Source organism: Sandarakinorhabdus oryzae (assembly GCF_009733735.1).
Taxonomy (GTDB): Bacteria; Pseudomonadota; Alphaproteobacteria; order Sphingomonadales; family Sphingomonadaceae; genus Sandarakinorhabdus; species Sandarakinorhabdus oryzae.
The window spans coordinates 1-16,550 of sequence record NZ_WNJP01000058.1 but is presented as its reverse complement, the minus strand read 5'-3'; the positions used below and the strand labels follow the sequence as shown (position 1 = coordinate 16,550).

Annotated in this window: 13 protein-coding genes and 1 pseudogene; 9 read left to right on the top strand and 5 right to left on the bottom strand. The window is 64.5% G+C overall.

The window, feature by feature from the left end:
* Window positions 1-455, top strand: a 455-nt coding sequence (locus GJ693_RS07740; RefSeq protein ID WP_156255744.1) for a methyltransferase family protein, incomplete at its 5' end; no start/stop codon positions are given.
* A gap of 155 nt (window positions 456-610) precedes the next feature.
* Here the strand turns inward: GJ693_RS07740 and GJ693_RS07735 are convergent.
* The 3 genes from GJ693_RS07735 to GJ693_RS07725 all read right to left on the bottom strand — a co-directional run bounded on the left by GJ693_RS07735 (window position 611) and on the right by GJ693_RS07725 (window position 4,985).
* Complete coding sequence (locus GJ693_RS07735; protein WP_156255743.1) at window positions 611-1,594, bottom strand: DUF6236 family protein; 984 nt, start codon at window positions 1,592-1,594, stop codon at window positions 611-613.
* Between the two features lie 20 nt (window positions 1,595-1,614).
* A complete protein-coding gene (locus tag GJ693_RS07730) occupies window positions 1,615-2,667 on the bottom strand; it encodes a ribonucleotide-diphosphate reductase subunit beta (RefSeq protein WP_156255742.1) in 1,053 nt (350 codons plus the stop codon).
* A gap of 434 nt (window positions 2,668-3,101) precedes the next feature.
* Window positions 3,102-4,985 (bottom strand): ribonucleoside-diphosphate reductase subunit alpha, encoded by a 1,884-nt coding sequence (locus GJ693_RS07725; protein WP_408014552.1) that lies wholly within the window; start codon window positions 4,983-4,985, stop codon window positions 3,102-3,104.
* Window positions 4,986-5,507: 522 nt separating this feature from the next.
* Between GJ693_RS07725 and GJ693_RS07720 the strand changes: the two genes are divergently transcribed.
* The 3 genes from GJ693_RS07720 (at window position 5,508) to GJ693_RS07710 (ending at window position 8,362) form a co-directional block, all read left to right on the top strand.
* A complete protein-coding gene (locus GJ693_RS07720; RefSeq protein ID WP_156255740.1) occupies window positions 5,508-7,028 on the top strand; it encodes a fumarate hydratase in 1,521 nt (506 codons plus the stop codon).
* A 10-nt stretch (window positions 7,029-7,038) separates the two neighbouring features.
* Entirely contained in the window at window positions 7,039-7,701 is a 663-nt protein-coding gene (locus tag GJ693_RS07715; RefSeq protein WP_197042044.1) for an HAD family hydrolase, read from the top strand.
* Between the two features lie 256 nt (window positions 7,702-7,957).
* The gene (locus tag GJ693_RS07710; RefSeq protein WP_156255738.1) at window positions 7,958-8,362 is read left to right on the top strand and encodes a hypothetical protein; all 405 of its coding nucleotides are present in this window, start codon (window positions 7,958-7,960) and stop codon (window positions 8,360-8,362) included.
* Here GJ693_RS07710 and GJ693_RS07705 read toward each other — a convergent pair.
* A complete protein-coding gene (locus GJ693_RS07705; RefSeq protein ID WP_156255737.1) occupies window positions 8,359-9,621 on the bottom strand; it encodes a serine hydrolase domain-containing protein in 1,263 nt (420 codons plus the stop codon). The genes GJ693_RS07710 and GJ693_RS07705 overlap by 4 nt on opposite strands.
* A 75-nt stretch (window positions 9,622-9,696) precedes the next feature.
* Between GJ693_RS07705 and GJ693_RS07700 the strand changes: the two genes are divergently transcribed.
* The 4 genes from GJ693_RS07700 to GJ693_RS07685 all read left to right on the top strand — a co-directional run bounded on the left by GJ693_RS07700 (window position 9,697) and on the right by GJ693_RS07685 (window position 14,151).
* A complete protein-coding gene (locus GJ693_RS07700; RefSeq protein ID WP_156255736.1) occupies window positions 9,697-10,197 on the top strand; it encodes a RidA family protein in 501 nt (166 codons plus the stop codon).
* Between the two features lie 82 nt (window positions 10,198-10,279).
* The gene (locus GJ693_RS07695; protein WP_235902730.1) at window positions 10,280-13,090 is read left to right on the top strand and encodes a DUF3857 domain-containing protein; all 2,811 of its coding nucleotides are present in this window, start codon (window positions 10,280-10,282) and stop codon (window positions 13,088-13,090) included.
* Window positions 13,087-13,689: a pyridoxamine 5'-phosphate oxidase family protein gene (locus GJ693_RS07690; RefSeq protein ID WP_197042042.1), complete on the top strand. Its 603-nt coding sequence runs from the start codon at window positions 13,087-13,089 to the stop codon at window positions 13,687-13,689. Before GJ693_RS07695 ends, GJ693_RS07690 begins: the two co-directional genes overlap by 4 nt.
* Before the next feature lie 111 nt (window positions 13,690-13,800).
* Window positions 13,801-14,151: a GIY-YIG nuclease family protein gene (locus tag GJ693_RS07685; protein ID WP_235902728.1), complete on the top strand. Its 351-nt coding sequence runs from the start codon at window positions 13,801-13,803 to the stop codon at window positions 14,149-14,151.
* Between the two features lie 175 nt (window positions 14,152-14,326).
* Here the strand turns inward: GJ693_RS07685 and ettA are convergent, their stop codons facing one another.
* Window positions 14,327-16,006 (bottom strand): energy-dependent translational throttle protein EttA, encoded by a 1,680-nt coding sequence (gene ettA, locus GJ693_RS07680; protein ID WP_156255735.1) that lies wholly within the window; start codon window positions 16,004-16,006, stop codon window positions 14,327-14,329.
* A gap of 201 nt (window positions 16,007-16,207) precedes the next feature.
* Between ettA and GJ693_RS07675 the strand changes: the two are divergent.
* A pseudogene (locus GJ693_RS07675) lies at window positions 16,208-16,550 on the top strand (peptidase M28 family protein); the annotation flags it as partial.

Below are 16,550 nucleotides of genomic sequence, written 5' to 3'. Positions count from 1 at the left end.
GTGGCCTCGAACCGCGCGTCACCGCCGTCGGCGGCACCTTCGCCCTCATGGGCCTGGCCGCCCTGCCCCCGGGCCAGCCGCCGGCCGCCGCGCTGGTCATCGCCGTCGCGCTGATGGTCGCCGGCTTCGCGGCCTCGGCCTATGCCCTGCACTTCCTCGGCCGATCCTTCTCGATCGCGCCCACCGCCCGCGAACTGATCACCACCGGCCCCTACGGCCTCGTGCGCCACCCGCTCTACCTGGCCGAAGCCATCACTACCGCCGGCATGATCCTCAGCCACTGGTCATGGGGCGCCATCGCCCTGGCCATCACCCAGCTGGCCCTGCAATATCGCCGCATCCACCACGAGGAAAACATCCTGCGCGCCGCCTTCCCCGACAGCTACGACGCCTACGCCCGCCGCGTGCCGCAGCTGGTGCCGGGCCTGCGTCCGGCGCAGGCTGCGGCGGCCTGAGGGGGGGAGAAGGGGAGGCCTCCGGCGGGCAGGGACTCGGTCCCTGCACCCGGTTGTTGGATCACGCCCAAAAGCGCAAGCAATAACTCTGGCGATTAACAAGGCTAAATTTACTTCTAAATCCTACTGATTGCAGGACTTCGTCTACAGAATAATCAACCAAATGAATTCCATACGATTATTGAATTTCGGACTTGCGGCTCCGAGGGTTGCTCTCTCGGGAATCTAGCAACATATGAGTTGTTTGCAAAAGTTAGCGCATCAACGTGATTTTCAAATTCCACGGGAGTGTAAAATGGAGATGTATTGCCAAATCTATGGAATGATTGAATAATGTATTCGTAGATTCGGGGAATTTGATTGCTCATTTTTGTACCCATAGCTGAACGGTCCTCAATCGAAATTGATCCAGCCATCGCACCTAGAGCAGCAGCAAGTATAGGATTAAGCCCGGCAGCGACGGCAATTGCGGTTGATATGGCACTAAGGCCTGTCGCCGCGACCATCCGCTTTACAGAAAAATCAATTTTTAAGGGAGACCAGCCTTCTTTCTTCATCTCCGATTCAATTATTTCTAACTCTTCAATCATATTTCTAAGATCTCTCTCAGCAGAGATTTTATCTCCGGCAATAGTGCAATCTATTATTATATCGATTTGGTCTGTAAAGCGCTGTAATTGCCTTGAATTTGCAGTCCGAAATTGCGCGATCTCCTCCAGAGGAACCCCTACTCCTGGACATGGAAGGATCCGCTCAAACGTCGCCAACAAATGAGGGATAGGTTCACTTTGTCCATTCCATCGAGAGCATGGAGGAGTCGCCACAGACCACCGCCCAGGTTGAACGCGGTTCACTTCCTGAAACACTGCCTCGATATCATGATCAAACATACCAGCACGAACACTGCCAATTTGTATTGGCCGGTCTGGAAGTGTCATTGCCAATCTCTGGTCGACTGCAGAGAATTCATCACGGCTCATGAAGTTTAAAGGATGTCCCGAAAGGCCAGTCGGCACAATCAGGACATCCTCGAAGTAGGTCAAAAAGAACCTAAGCCGCTGTGCCGAATCGCCATAGCTCAGGGAAAGGCGGCCACCTTCAACTTTCAGCGGAGGATATATTGCAATTGACGTGCCCATAGAATTGGGGCGCCTAGAAGCTACTCTGCCGCCACCCCCAGCAACCCACCCTGTGCGTCGTCCGTGTTCGCCGGCTTGGCTTCGCTGGCGGCCTTGGCGGCCTTGCGGCTGTCGAAGGCGGTCCACACTTCGTTCCAGTCGCCCTTGGTGGCGGCCTTCGAATATTCCGTCGCGCGGGCTTCGAAGAAGTTGGCGTGTTCGACACCGTTGAGCAGCGGCGTCAGCCAGGGCAGCGGATGTTCCTCGATCATGTAGATCGGTTGCAGGCCGAGCTGCTTCAGGCGCCAGTCGGCGATGTAGCGGACATAGCGCTTTATGTCCTTGGGCGTCATGCCGCTCACCGGGCCCTGTTCGAAGGCCAGATCGATGAATGCGTCTTCCAGGCGCACGGTGCGCTGGCACACGTCGGCAATGTCGTCGCGAATGCGGCTGTTGAGCACGCCTGTTTCTGCGCAGAAGGCGTGGAACAGCTTCACGATGCCTTCGCAGTGAAGCGATTCATCGCGCACGCTCCACGAAACGATCTGGCCCATGCCCTTCATCTTGTTGAAGCGCGGGAAGTTCATCAGCATGGCGAACGAGGCGAACAGCTGCAGGCCTTCGGTGAAGCCGCCGAACATCGCCAGCGTCTTGGCGATATCCTCATTCGTGCTCACGCCGAACGTGTTCATATAATCATGCTTGTCGCGCATTTCCTTGTAGTTGAGGAACGCGCTGTACTCACTTTCAGGCATGCCGATGGTATCGAGCAGGTGGCTGTAGGCCGCGATGTGGATCGTTTCCATGTTGGAGAACGACGTCAGCATCATCTTGATTTCGGTCGGCTTGAACACGCTGCCATATTTGTCGTGGTAGCAGTCCTGCACCTCGACATCGGCCTGGGTGAAGAAGCGGAAAATCTGGGTGAGCAGGTTGCGCTCGTGATCGGTCAGCTTCTGCGCCCAGTCACGGCAATCCTCGCCCAGCGGCACCTCTTCGGGCATCCAGTGGATCTGTTGCTGGCGTTTCCAGAAATCATAGGCCCAGGGATATTCGAAAGGCTTGTACGACTTGGACGCCTGAAGCAGCGGCATGGTTCAAAATCCTGCGTTAACGGTTTGGGAAACAACGTAAAACTTGCCTTCGGCGGACAGGGATCGTGCCCCTGCATCCGCACCTTGCGACGGCCGGACCATCAGTGGGCCGGCCCGGCCGCGCAAAGCCGGAGACCATGTTGCGCGCCAGGTGCGCCTTGCACCCGCCTCTGACGCGGAACACGAAAACTGTGCCTGCAACGCCGCGGCGCCATACGGCACCGGCAAACACCCGTTGGAGACGGTACGCTTCCCGCCGAAGGCACGCCCACTCACAACTTGCTCACCGGTTGTCCAGCCGGTGGTTGGGAGGGGGTCGTGGACACACGTCGTGGAAAGCATCGCCACGACCCCCTCACCGTCCGGCCGGGCAGCACCCCGGCCGGTGAATCGCCCTGCTGTGTGGCAGGGCAAGCCCGTTGCGCCGGCACGCCTCATTGGCACGCCAGGCACTCATCATAATCACGCCGCTCAACCTGGATGACCGGGGCCTCGGTCGTGTTGTCGGCTTCAACGCCGCCGGCAAACCCGGCCCGCTGTACACTCATCGAGCGCAGGTAATAAAGCGATTTGATGCCAAGTTCCCACGCCCGATAGTGGAGCATGAGCAGATCCCATTTCTCGACATCGGCCGGGATAAACAGATTCAGCGACTGGGCCTGGTCGATAAAGGGCGTGCGGTCGGCGGCCAGCTCGATCAGCCAGCGCTGGTCGATCTCGAAGGCGGTGCGATAGGTGGCCTTTTCCTCCGGCGTGAGGAAATCCAGGTGCTGCACCGAACCGCCGCGCTCCAGGATCGAATTCCACACCGTGTCGCTGTTCTTCGCCTTGGAAATCAACAGCTTTTCCAGATACGGGTTCTTGACGACAAAGCTGCCCGACAGCGTCTTGTGGGTATAGACGTTGGCCGGGATCGGCTCGACGCAGGCTGAGGTGCCGCCGCAGATGATGGAGATGCTCGCCGTCGGCGCGATCGCCATCTTGCAGGAAAAACGCTCCATCACGCCCATGTCGGCGGCATCCGGGCACGGCCCGCGCTCCACCGCCAGGTTCATCGACGCCTGGTCGACCTGGGCGCGGATATGCTTGAAGATCTTCTTGTTCCAGCTCTTGGCCAGCGCGCTTTCGAACGGCAGGCCGCGCGCCTGGAAGAAGCTGTGCAGGCCCATCACGCCCAGCCCCACCGAGCGTTCGCGCATCGCGGCATAGGCGGCGCGCGCCATCGCCGGTTCGGACCGGTCGATATAATCCTGCAGCACATTGTCGAGGAAGCGCATACAATCCTCGATGAACAGCGGCTTGTCGTGCCACTGGTCCCAGGTCTCGATGTTCAGCGACGACAGGCAGCACACGGCGGTGCGGTCGTTGCCAAGATGGTCGGGCCCGGTCGGCAGGGTGATTTCGGAACACAGGTTCGACGTCGATACCTTGAGCCCCAGGTCGCGCTGGTGCTTGGGCATGGTGCGGTTCACTTCATCGATGAAGATGATGTAGGGCTCGCCTGTGGCGAGACGGGTCTCGACCAGCTTGGTGAACAGCGCCCGGGCATCGACTTCGGCACGCTTCTCGCCGGTCTTCGGGCTGACCAGATCGAACTTGGTGCCGTCGCGCACCGCGGCCATGAAGGCATCGGTGACCAGCACGCCGTGGTGCAGGTTCAGCGCCTTGCGGTTGAAATCGCCCGACGGCTTGCGGATTTCGAGGAACTCCTCGATCTCCGGGTGACTGATGTCGAGATAGACCGCCGCCGAACCGCGGCGCAGGCTGCCCTGGCTGATCGCCAGCGTCAGGCTGTCCATCACCCGCACGAACGGGATGATGCCGCTGGTCTTGCCGTTGAGGCCCACCGGCTCGCCGATGCCGCGCACATTGCCCCAATAGGTGCCGATGCCGCCGCCGCGCGAGGCCAGCCACACATTCTCGTTCCAGGTGCCAACGATGCCATCCAGGCTGTCGGAAACGCTGTTCAGATAGCAGCTGATCGGCAGGCCGCGGCCAGTGCCGCCGTTGGAGAGCACCGGGGTCGCCGGCATGAACCACAGCTGGCTGATATAGTCATAGATGCGCTGGGCGTGCTCGGCATTGTCGGCATAGGCAGCCGCGACGCGGGCAAACAGGTCCTGATAGGATTCGCCCGGCAGCAGATAGCGGTCGTCCAGCGTGTCCTTGCCGAAATCGGTCAAGAGCGCGTCGCGGCTACGATCGACCGTCACCGGGAATTTCCACGGCATGATCTCGCTGCTGCCCGGCTTGGCCGATTTGGCCGGCTTGGCGGCCGCAGCAGCGGCGGCCGCCTGGGCGAGCACGCCGGCGGCCATGGTGGCGGCCAGCGCGTCCCCGCTGTCGGCGGAGTCGGTGGCGGGATCAGCGGTGGTCAAACCTGCGCTGCTATCAGTCATGCGAAACTCGCTCATACTATTAAGGCCCCTCAATCATACGAGGGGAACAAATCGGGGTCACGCGCCTTCTTTGCCGCAGCAGCACTTGTCCCCGATATCCACAGGCAATTCGCCCCTTGCCCGGGATGTCCCCCGCCCGGAGCCACCACAACTTGTGTCTGATGAGCTCCGATACGCTAGTGATAGTGCCACAGATGAATCGGCGCGCAAGCCCCATTGTTTGCTTGACGGCCCGGAATTGCCATCCGAACCGGTTGAATCGGCGAGCGATTCATCCACAGGCCAGGCCCGCGACCGGTGCCGCGATTCGTTTCCTCAAGGGCTTGTGCAAAATTGCTGTAACAATCCGGCAAGCGCGGGCCGGGCAAAAACTGGACGCTGCACCCGCCGCCGCCTATCCTGATACGGTTCACCCGTGACCAAAAGGCAACAGGACAAACCATGACCGTGATCCGCGAGGAGGATGTCATCACCTCCGTGGCCGATGCGCTGCAGTATATCAGCTATTTCCACCCCATGGATTATATCCGGGCGCTGGGCCGTGCCTATGAACTGGAAGAATCACCGGCCGCGCGCGATGCCATTGCCCAGATCCTGACCAACAGCCGCATGTGCGCCGAAGGCCATCGCCCGATCTGCCAGGACACCGGCATCGTGGTCGCCTTCGTGAAAGTTGGAATGAACGTCCGCTGGCAAGCCACGAAAACTGTTCAGGAAATGGTCAACGAAGGCGTGCGCCGCGCCTATCTGGATCCCGAAAACAAGCTCAGGGCCTCCATCGTCGCCGATCCGGCCTTCACCCGGGTGAACACCCGCGACAACACGCCCGCCGTCGTCCACATCGAGCTGGTGCCCGGCGACCATGTCGAGATTCTTGTCTCGGCCAAGGGCGGCGGATCGGAGAACAAGGCCAAGTTCGCGATGCTCAACCCATCCGATTCCATCCGCGACTGGGTGGTGAACACCGTGCCGCTGATGGGCGCCGGCTGGTGCCCGCCCGGCATGCTGGGCATCGGCATCGGTGGTTCGGCCGAAAAGGCGATGATCCTGGCCAAGGAATCGCTGATGGCGCCGATCGACATGGCCGAGCTGAAGGCACGCGGGCCGCGCTCCCCCATCGAGGAGCTACGCATCGAGCTCTATGACGCGGTCAATGATCTCGGCATCGGCGCACAGGGGCTGGGCGGGCTGTCGACCATCCTGGATGTGAAGATTCTCGACACGCCGACTCACGCCGCCTCGAAACCGATCGGCATGATCCCCAATTGCGCCGCCACCCGCCACGCGCACTTCACCCTCACCGGCAATGGCCCCGCCTATCTGGAACCGCCGAAGCTGGAAGACTGGCCGCAGGTGCACTGGACGCCGGACAAGGCGTCGAAGCCAGTCAATCTCGACACGCTGACCCCGGCCGAGGTCGCCAGCTGGCAGCCGGGTGACCGCCTGCTGCTGACCGGCAAGATGCTCACCGGCCGCGACGCCGCCCACAAGCGCATGGTGGACATGCTGGCCAGGGGCGAGAGGCTGCCGGTCGATTTCACCAATCGCGTCATCTATTATGTCGGCCCGGTCGATCCGGTGCGCGACGAGGTGGTGGGCCCCGCCGGGCCGACCACGGCCACCCGCATGGACAAGTTCACCGAAACCATGTTGGCCCAGACCGGCCTGATTGCCATGATCGGCAAGGCCGAGCGCGGGCCGACCGGCATCGAGGCGATCAAGCGCCACAAGGCGGCCTATCTGATGGCGGTGGGCGGCGCCGCCTATCTGGTGTCCAAGGCGATTCTGGCCAGCCGCGTCGTCGCCTTCGCCGATCTCGGCATGGAGGCTATCTACGAATTCGAGGTGAAGGACATGCCGGTGACGGTGGCGGTCGATGCGACCGGCACCAGCGTCCACCAGACCGGCCCGGCCGACTGGAAGGCCCGCATCGCCGCCGCCCGCGCCAAGCAGCCGGCCTGATCCGCCCTTCATGCTGACCGCCCGCCCGGCGGCCGTCCTGTTCGACATGGACGGCCTGCTGCTCGATACCGAGCGGCTGATTCGCGACGCCATGGTGGCGGTGATGGCCGATCTCGGCTTTGCCATGAGCGGTGATGATTATGCCGAGCTGATCGGCCGGCCCGAGCCAGCGAGCCGGGCGCTGATGCAGGCGCGCTTTGGTGCCGGGCTGGATTATGACGTGATGCGCAGCGAAGTGCGCCAGCGCATCCGCGGCGAATGGGGGCCGGTCCGCCCGCTCAAGCCCGGCGCGGCAACGCTGCTGGCGCAACTGAACGCGGCCGGCATTCCCTGTGCGGTCGCCACCAGCTCCGAAAACGCGCTCGCCCGTGCCCATCTCGGCCATGCCGGGTTGCTCGACGGCTTTGCCGCCATCGTCGGCTGCGATGATGTCAGCCGCGGCAAGCCGCACCCCGAACCTTATCTGGCCGCTGCCGCCCGACTGGGCGTCGCACCGGCCACCGCGCTGGCACTGGAGGACAGCCACAATGGCGTGATCTCCGCCGCCGACGCCGGGTGCCAGGTGGTGATGGTGCCAGACCTGTTGCCGGCCACGCCGGCCATCCGCGCCCGCCTGCTCGCCGTCGCGCCCGATCTCGATACGGTGGCAAACTGGCTGGCGGCGCTGGCCTGATCTGCCGTTAAGCCATCGGCAAGCCTGTTGCCCTATTCTCCCCTGAAGGGCCGCATGGGAGGCGGCCCGAGAGGGTGCAGATATGAACAGGGTTTTGCCGGCGGGGCTGCCGGACTTTGCGTTGCGTTCGTCCACCATGTTGGGGCTGCTGGCCCTGGCGGCCTGCAGCAGCAATGAATATCGACCGGTTGCCAGCACGCAGCCGCCGCCACGACCACCAGCTGCGGTCACCGCAGTCGCACCGACGGCGCCGCCGATGAAGCTCACGCCGGAAGCGACGGCGGCAGGCTCCGATGTCGTCTGGGCGCTGCGCGGCGCCTTGAACGTGGCGGCGCTGATCTGCCAGAATCGTTCGCTGGCAGGGGATTACAACAATATCCTCAAGCGCCATCGCGCATTGCTGAACGATGCCTATGCCACCGAGCAGGCGCGTTACCAGAAAATCCATGGTCGTGCCGGCGTGGCGCTGCACGACAAGGCGATGACCCGGCTCTACAACGGCTTTGCCAGCGTGCCGGATCGTCGCCGCTTCTGCACCCAGGCGGTGCGCGTTGCAGACGAGTTGCTGGCGCTGCCCTCGGCCGACGTGCCGCGCATCGCCCGCCGGGCGCTGACCACGATGGAGCCGGGTGCGCTGCGGCTGGTGAGCAGCGCCGGCTAAACCAGCGCGCTCACCAACGCGTCGTAGGCCGGCATCGTCACCGCCGCATTGCCGCGGTTGCTGGCGACAGGATGGCTGCCCAGGCGGGCAATCACCACGCCGGCAGCGCGGTCAATATAGATGCCCTGGCCGTGCACGCCCATCGCCATCATCTGGCCGCCGGCGCGGTGCCACCACTGGCTGCCATAATTGCCATCCAGGTTGCCCGTGTATTGGCAGGCCACGAACGCTGCCGGATCACCGCCGGCAAACAGGCGCTCCACCACGGCGGCCGGCACGATCTGTTCGCCGTTCCAGTGCCCGCCCCGCCGCAGCATCTCGCCAAAGCGGGCGATATCGCGCAGGCCCGCCATCAGCCCGCCGCCGCCGAAGCCGGTGCCCTGCCGGTCCACCGCCAGCGCCGCATCGCGCTCCATGCCCATGCCTGACCAGAAACGCGCATGGATCTGCGCGGCCAGCGGCGCCCCGCCCACGCGCTCGACAATCCATTGCAGGGCGCTGGTGTTGGGCGTGCGATAGACGAAATCGCCACCATGGGTCGCGTTCTGGCCCAGGCTGGCGACAAAGGCGAAATGCCCGTCTGGCCCATCATAGCCGGCCGGGCGCGGGATCCAGGCGCTGGCGATGCTCATGCGCTGCACGTCGCTGAGGCCGCTCTGCCCGGCGACATAATCCTCGCTGAACGCCAGGCCGGTGCGCATGTCGAGGATCTGGCGCACCGTCGCATCGCCCAGGCCAGACCCTTGCAGTTCAGCCACATAGGCCGATGCCTTCGAATCTGGATCGATCCGGCCTTCTTCGATCAGCAGTTCGGCGATGGTGCCGACAAAGCTTTTCGTCACCGAAAACAGGATATGCTGGGTGGCCGGGGTGGTGACGCCGAACCAGCGCTCGTAAACGGCAACACCGTCCTTCAGCACCAGGATGGCATCGGTGTAGGTGGCGGCCAGCGACTCGCGCCACGTCATCGTCCGCCCGTCCAGCGTCGTCAGGTGCACATCGTCGAGATCATCGTGCAGGGCTGCCGGCAGCGCGCTCACCGCTCCTTCGCGCGGGATGTTCATGGTCGGCACCAGAGCGCGCATATGGGAAAAGGCCCAGCGCTGCTGGGGAAAGCGCCACATCGAGCCATCGTCCCAGCGCACCTGGCGCGCCGCTGGCACCGGCGCGCCCTGCATCAACCCGGCGGGATCGGTGTCGGCGGCGCTGGCGAACGCGCCGTGGGCATGGCCCGGCACATGCTGAGAAACTGCGGCCACGCGCCCTCTCCTGTTTGCGGTTGCAGGCCTTGATGCTAGGCCCGGTGCGTGAACCCGGCAAGGAGCCCTCAGGTCATGCGCACTTTTCTCGTCGCTCTCGCTCTCATGGCCACCCCGGCGCTTGCCGAAACGCCGGAACAACGCCTCGCCGCCGCCGGTCTCACCCTGCCGCCGCCCAATGCCCCGATCGGCCTCTATGTGCCGGCGGCGCGCGTGGGCCATCTGATGTTTCTGGCCGGCCACGGCGAATGCCCGGCCGGCGCGGCCGGCAAGCTGGGCGCCACCATGGATGTCGCCGCCGGCAAGGCCATTGCGGCCAAGGTGGCGCTGTGCATGCTGGCCACCATCAAGGCGCAGCTGGGCGAATTGAGCCGGGTCCGGCGCGTGGTCAAGGTGATGGGCCTCGTCAATGCCACGCCCGAATTCACCCAGCATCCCGAAGTGATGAACGGGTTTTCCGAAGTTATGGTAACGGCCTTTGGCGATGCCGGCAAGGCGCCGCGCGTTGCCGCCGGGGCTGGCAGCCTGCCGCGCGGCTGGCCGGTGGAAGTCGACGCCATCATCGAAGTGAAATGATTGCCGCACACCATTGACCAGACAACAAGAAAGGCCCCACACAAAGCTTGGGTCAGTGGTTGTTGAGGCGAGGAATTTTCAATTGATCCATGTCCACACGTGGGCTGTGCTTGGCCTTTTGCTGGCGGCTGCCGCCCCTGTCGCCACCGCACGGGCCGGCACGGAGCCGCTCTACCAGCCGGCCCCGGCCTGGGTGCAGCCCGCCAGCCTGCCAGCCGTCACCACCAGCCTGCCGCCGCTGGTCGTCTATGACACCCAGCAGCGGCTGGAGAATGGCCGGGTCTGGGGCTATTCCGATATCGTCCGCCGCATCGTCAACGCCGAGGAACTGGGCAAGCAGACCTCGCTCACCCTGCCCTGGGTGCCCGACAAGGGCGACCTGATCATCCACCGTCTGGAGATCCTGCGCGGCGGCGAGGTCATCGATCTCATCGCCAAGGGCCAGCGCTTCACCGTGCTGCGCCGCGAGGCCAATCTGGAACAACAGATGGTCACCGGCGTGCTCACCGCCACGCTCGACGTGGAGGGCCTGCGCGTTGGCGACATGCTGCGCATCGCCTTCTCGATCACCGATACCGACAAGGCACTGGCCGGCCGCATGCAGACGGTCGGCTTCCTGCTGCCGCAGCCGGTGCGGCTGGGCTTTGGCCGGCTGCTGCTGAGCTGGCCGGCCGGCAAGGCCCCCAAGGTCCAGGCGCTGCAGCCCGGCATCAGCGGCCAGACCAGCCGCGCCGGCGGCTATGAGCAGGTCAGCTTCACGCTACCGGTGGCCAAGCCGGCGGAGATTCCGCCCAACGCGCCCGGCCGCTTCAAGCGCCCGTCACTGGTCGACGTGTCGAGCTTTGCCGATTGGGCAGATGTCTCGAAGACGATGGCGCCGCTCTATGCCACCAAGGGCCTGATCGCCGATGGCAGCCTGCTGAAGGCCGAGGCCGCCGCCATCATGGCCGCCACCAGCAACCCGCTCGAACGCGCCCAGCGCGCACTCGAACTGGTGCAGGACAAGGTGCGCTATCTCGCGGTGCAATTGAACGGCGGCAATTATGTGCCGCAGCCGCCGGAACAGACCTGGTCAGCCCGCTATGGCGACTGCAAGGCCAAGACGCTGCTGCTGCTCGCCCTGCTCCGCGAGATGGGCATCGAGGCGGAGCCGGTACTGGCCCATACCGAACTGGGCGACCTGGTTTCCGTGCGACTGCCCAGCGCGCTGGCCTTCAACCATGTGCTGGTGCGCGCCGTGATCGGCGGCGACGTGCTGTGGCTGGACGGCACCAGCAGCGGCGATCGCCTGCCCGATATCCGCGACACGCCGCCCTTCTTCAACGTGCTGCCGCTGCGCCCCGACGGCGCGGCGCTGATGCCATTGAAGATGCACGCCAATGCCCGGCCCGGCATCGCCGTCGACGTCAGCCTGGATCAGAGCGCCGCGCTCGATCTCGATCCGGTGGCGACGGTGAAGCTCACGCTCATCGGCCGCAATGCCGGCCAGTATAATGCGGTTGCCGCCCAGCTTGGCCCCAAGGAAACCCATGATCTGATCGCCAAGCTGATCAGCCGCCAGATGGGTGATGCCAATGTCGGCAAGGTGACGGCGACCAGCGATGCCGCCGCCGGCAGCGTCACCCTTACCGCCAACGCCGTGCTCGATGACGACTGGCAGCAGGACGGCCAGCGCTTCACCCTGGGGCTCGACAAGCTGCTCGCCCGCATCGACTGGAATGTCGATCGCGGCCGCCCGGCCTGGGCGCAAATCCCGGTGATGGCCGACCTGCCATCAGGCGTCGCCTACCGGCTCAGCGTCAAGCTGCCCAACGCCGGCCGCGGCATCAGCCTGGATGGCACACCGGCCTTTGACGGCTCCATCCGCGGCGAGCATCTGGTGCGCAGCGTCAGCCTGGCTGGCGGCGTCGCCACCATGGACGAGCGCATGGATTCGTCCGGTGTAGAGATCCCGGCCAGCGCCATTGCCGCCGAACGCGATGCCCTGGCCAAGGCCAAGGCCAGCGCCCCGCGCCTGATCGCCAGCCCGGAAGCGCGGCGCTATTGGGAGGTGAACGGCCGTGATCCGGCCGGCGCCACCCAGATCAAGGCCGGCGAGGCGGTCTATGCCGATCTGATCGCCAACGATCCCGAAGAGGCCAGCAGCTGGCACGCGCGCGGCAATTTCCGCTTCAGCGCCGGCGATTATGCCGGGGCGCGGGCTGATTTCACCAAGGCGGTCGATCTGGCGCCCACCGTCGATCGCCACCTCAGCCTGTCGGCGGCGCTGTATCGGCTGAACGACAGCGCCGGCGCACTGGCCCAGGCGCAGGCCGCGCATGATCTCGATCCCGCCAACCTCGCCGCGATCTACCGGCTCAGCAATATCCTGGCTGAACAGGGCAAGCTGGCCGACGCTCTGGCGCTGCTGGATGAACGCATCGCGCTGGGCGGCGAAAACCGGCTCGACCTGGCGATCTCGCGCAATGCGCTGCAGGGCGAATATGGCGACATCGCCGAGGCGCTGGCTGCGTTCGACACCGAGATCAAGGCCGCGCCGGGCAAGTGGCAGCTCTACAACGCCAAATGCTACATGAAGGCGCAGCGCAAGCAGATGCTGGACAGCGCGCTCGCTGATTGCGGGCGCTCGCTGGAGCTGGGCGGCAACGCCGGCGTGCTCGATTCGCGCGCGCTGGTGTGGGCGCAGCTGGGCCAGAACGACAAGGCGCTGGCCGATCTCGACGCTGCGCTGGCGCTCAGCCCCGGCCTCGCCGAAAGCCGCTTCCTGCGCGCCGTCGTGCTCGGCCGGCTGGGCCGCAGCGCCGACAGCGCCCGCGATCTGATCGTCGCGCGCCGCATCTATCCACAGATCGACGCGATGTTCGCGCGCTATGGCATCAAGGCCGCCAAATGACCGATATCGACCGCAACGACCTGGCCGCGATCCGAGCCCACGCCTGGACGTTGCTGGTGCGCGGCGGGGCGGACCGCAAGAGCCCGCTGCACACGCCGGTGATCGCCAGCGTCGATGCCCAGGGTCTGCCGCAGGCGCGGGTGATGGTGCTGCGCAAAGCCGATCCGGCCAGCGCCACGCTGCGCCTCCACACCGACGCGCGCAGCCCCAAGGTGGCCGAGCTCGATGGCCGGCCGGTCGCCGTGCTGGCCTATCACCCAGGCGAACAGGTGCAACTGCGCCTTGCCGGCACCGCGCGCGTGTTGACCGATGGCGAACCGGTGGACGCCATCTGGGAACAATCCACCCTCTTCGCTCGCCGCTGCTACCTCGCCGAACACGCCCCCGGCACGCCCCTGCCGGGTCCATCGTCGGGCCTGCCGACTTGGATCGAAGGCCAGCAGCCGACGGCCGGACAGATCGGGCCGGCGCGGACCAATTTCGCGACTTTGTGGATTGATGTGACGGCGATCGACTGGCTGCACCTGGCCAACAGCGGGCACCGGCGGGCGCTGTTTCGCAGCGAGGATGGCTGGGCGGGGGCGTGGCTGGCGCCTTGAGTCCTCACGCTCTGTGGAACGGGCGATGGGCCCCAGCTTTCGCTGGGGTGACGGGCAAATTGACCACAAACTCCGTCGTCACCCCAGCGAAAGCTGGGGCCCATCGCCCAAATGCACCACGCACGCGCATTGCGAGGTAACGGCCCGATGGAGAAGGGCGGCTACGTGTACATCCTCGCCAACCGCCGCCAGGGCACGCTCTACACCGGCGTCACTTCCGACCTGATGCGGCGTGTCTCGGAGCACCGGCTTGGTGTCATCCCGGGCTTCACCCGCGAACATGGCCTCAAACGGCTCGTCTGGCACGAGGCCTTCGGCGACATCGAAGCCGCCATCCGCCGCGAGAAGCAGATCAAGGCGTGGAAACGCGCCTGGAAAATTGAACTGATCGAGGCAATGAACCCGCACTGGCTTGATCTCGCCGTGTCGGAACTGGGCTTTCCGACGCTGGGGCGGGATTAGGGGGTGCGCCTCCACCAGTGCGATTGCTGAACAGGATGGGTGATGGGCCCCAGCTTTCGCTGGGGTGGCGGGAAAGTTGGGCACGAACCCAACCGTCACCCCAGCGAAAGCTGGGGCCCATCGACCAAACGCTGGAAGCGCGCCCTTGCCGGGGCACAAGCCCCAGACCGCACCCTTAGCGCGTCAATTTCTTGTACGTCAGCGCGTGCGGACGATCCGCGGCATCACCCAGGCGGCGGCGCTTGTCCTCTTCATACATCTGGAAATTGCCTTCGAACCATTCGACATGGCTGTCGCCTTCAAAGGCCAGGATGTGCGTTGCCAGGCGATCGAGGAAGAAGCGATCGTGGCTGATGACCACGGCGCAGCCGGCGAAGCTTTCCAGCGCTTCTTCCAGCGCCCGCAGGGTTTCGACGTCGAGATCGTTGGTCGGTTCGTCGAGCAGCAGCACGTTGCCGCCCTTCACCAGCATCTTGGCCATGTGGACGCGGTTGCGCTCACCGCCCGAAAGCAGGCCCACCTTCTTCTGCTGATCCGGCCCCTTGAAGTTGAACGCACCCACATAGGCGCGGGTCAGCACCTCGTTCTTGCCGAAATAGAATTTGTCGTTGCCGCCCGAAATTTCTTCCCAGACATTCTTGTTGGGATCGAGCGCGTCGCGGCTCTGGTCGACATAGGCCATCTTCACCGTCTCACCGATGACGATCTCGCCGCTGTCGGGCACTTCCTGGCCGGTGATGATGCGGAACAGCGTGGTCTTGCCGGCGCCGTTCGGGCCGATGATGCCGACGATGCCGCCGGGCGGCAGGCTGAACGACAGATTCTCGAACAGCAATTTGTCGCCATAGCTCTTGGTAAGGTTGTGCGCCTCGATCACCTTGTTGCCCAGGCGTTCGGGCACCTGGATCAGGATCTGGGCTTCGCCCAGGCGGCGGTTGGCCTGTTTTTCGACCAGTTCGTCAAAGGCCTTGATGCGGGCCTTGCTCTTGGTCTGGCGGGCCTTGGGCGAGGCTCTGATCCATTCCAGCTCCTGCTTGATGGCCTTCTCGCGGCTCGCGTCTTCGCGCTCTTCCTGGCCCAGGCGCTTCTGCTTGGCTTCCAGCCAATCCGAATAATTGCCTTCGAACGGAATGGCGCGGCCGCGATCCAGTTCCAGCACCCATTTCACCACATTATCAAGGAAGTAGCGATCGTGGGTGACCAGGATCACCATGCCCTTATATTCTTTGAGGTGGTTTTCCAGCCACGACACGGATTCCGCATCCAGGTGGTTGGTCGGTTCGTCGAGCAGCAGGATCTCCGGCTTTTCCAGCAGCAGCTTGCACAGCGCGACGCGGCGCTTTTCGCCACCCGACAGTTTTTCAACGCCGCTGTTGCCCGGCGGACAGCGCAGCGCGTCCATGGCGATTTCAAGCTGGTTGTCGAGCGTCCAGCCGTCCACCGCATCGATCTTCTCTTGCAGCGTGCCCATTTCCTCGAGCAGCTTGTCGAAATCGGTATCGTCCTTGGGATCGGTCATTTCGGCGCTGATCGCGTTGAACCGGTCCACCAGGTCGGCAACGGGGCGCACCCCGTCCATCACATTGCCCTTTACGTCCTTGGTCGGGTCGAGATGCGGTTCCTGCGGCAGATAACCCACCTTCACGCCTTCGGCGGCCCAGGCTTCGCCCTGGAACTCGGTATCAATGCCGGCGATCACCTTCATCAGGGTCGATTTGCCGGCGCCATTGGGGCCGATGATGGCGATCTTCGCCCCCGGCAGGAACGACAGGGTGATGTCCTTGAAACAGGGCTTGTTGGCGCCGGGATAGGTCTTGGACAGACCCTTCATCACGAACGCATATTGATAGGCCACGGGGAGGCTCCGCAAATCTGGTGTTGGACGGGACGCGGCTGCCTTAGCCCAAGGCCGCAGCGCGCGCAAACCGGCCAATTGACCCGGCTGCCGCTTCCCCTATGGCAGTCGCAGACGGGCATCATGCCCGGCCGGGGAGCCTTCGCCATGCGCCAACTTATGATCTCGCTTGCCGCGCTTTGTGTGGCCACGGCCCCAGCCATGGCCCAGCCCGCCGAGCGCCTCGCCACCGCGGCGCAGCTGCGCGATGCGGCGCTGGCCGGCAACAAGGCGTGGGGGTTGCTCACCGACCTCACCGACACGGTGGGCCAGCGCCTGGCTGGCACCGAAGCTGAAGCGCGTGGCCGCACATGGGCGAAGGCCGAGATGCAGCGGCTGGGCCTGGCCAATATCCACGAGGAAGCCTTCCCGTTGACCGTGTGGGAGCGCGGGACCGCCAGCGCCAGCATCGTCGGCAGCCATCACAGCCTCGCGGTGGCCGCGCTCGGCGCGTCGGGCGCGACGCCGGCGGGCGGCATCACCGCGCCGGTCAGTTGCTTCGCCA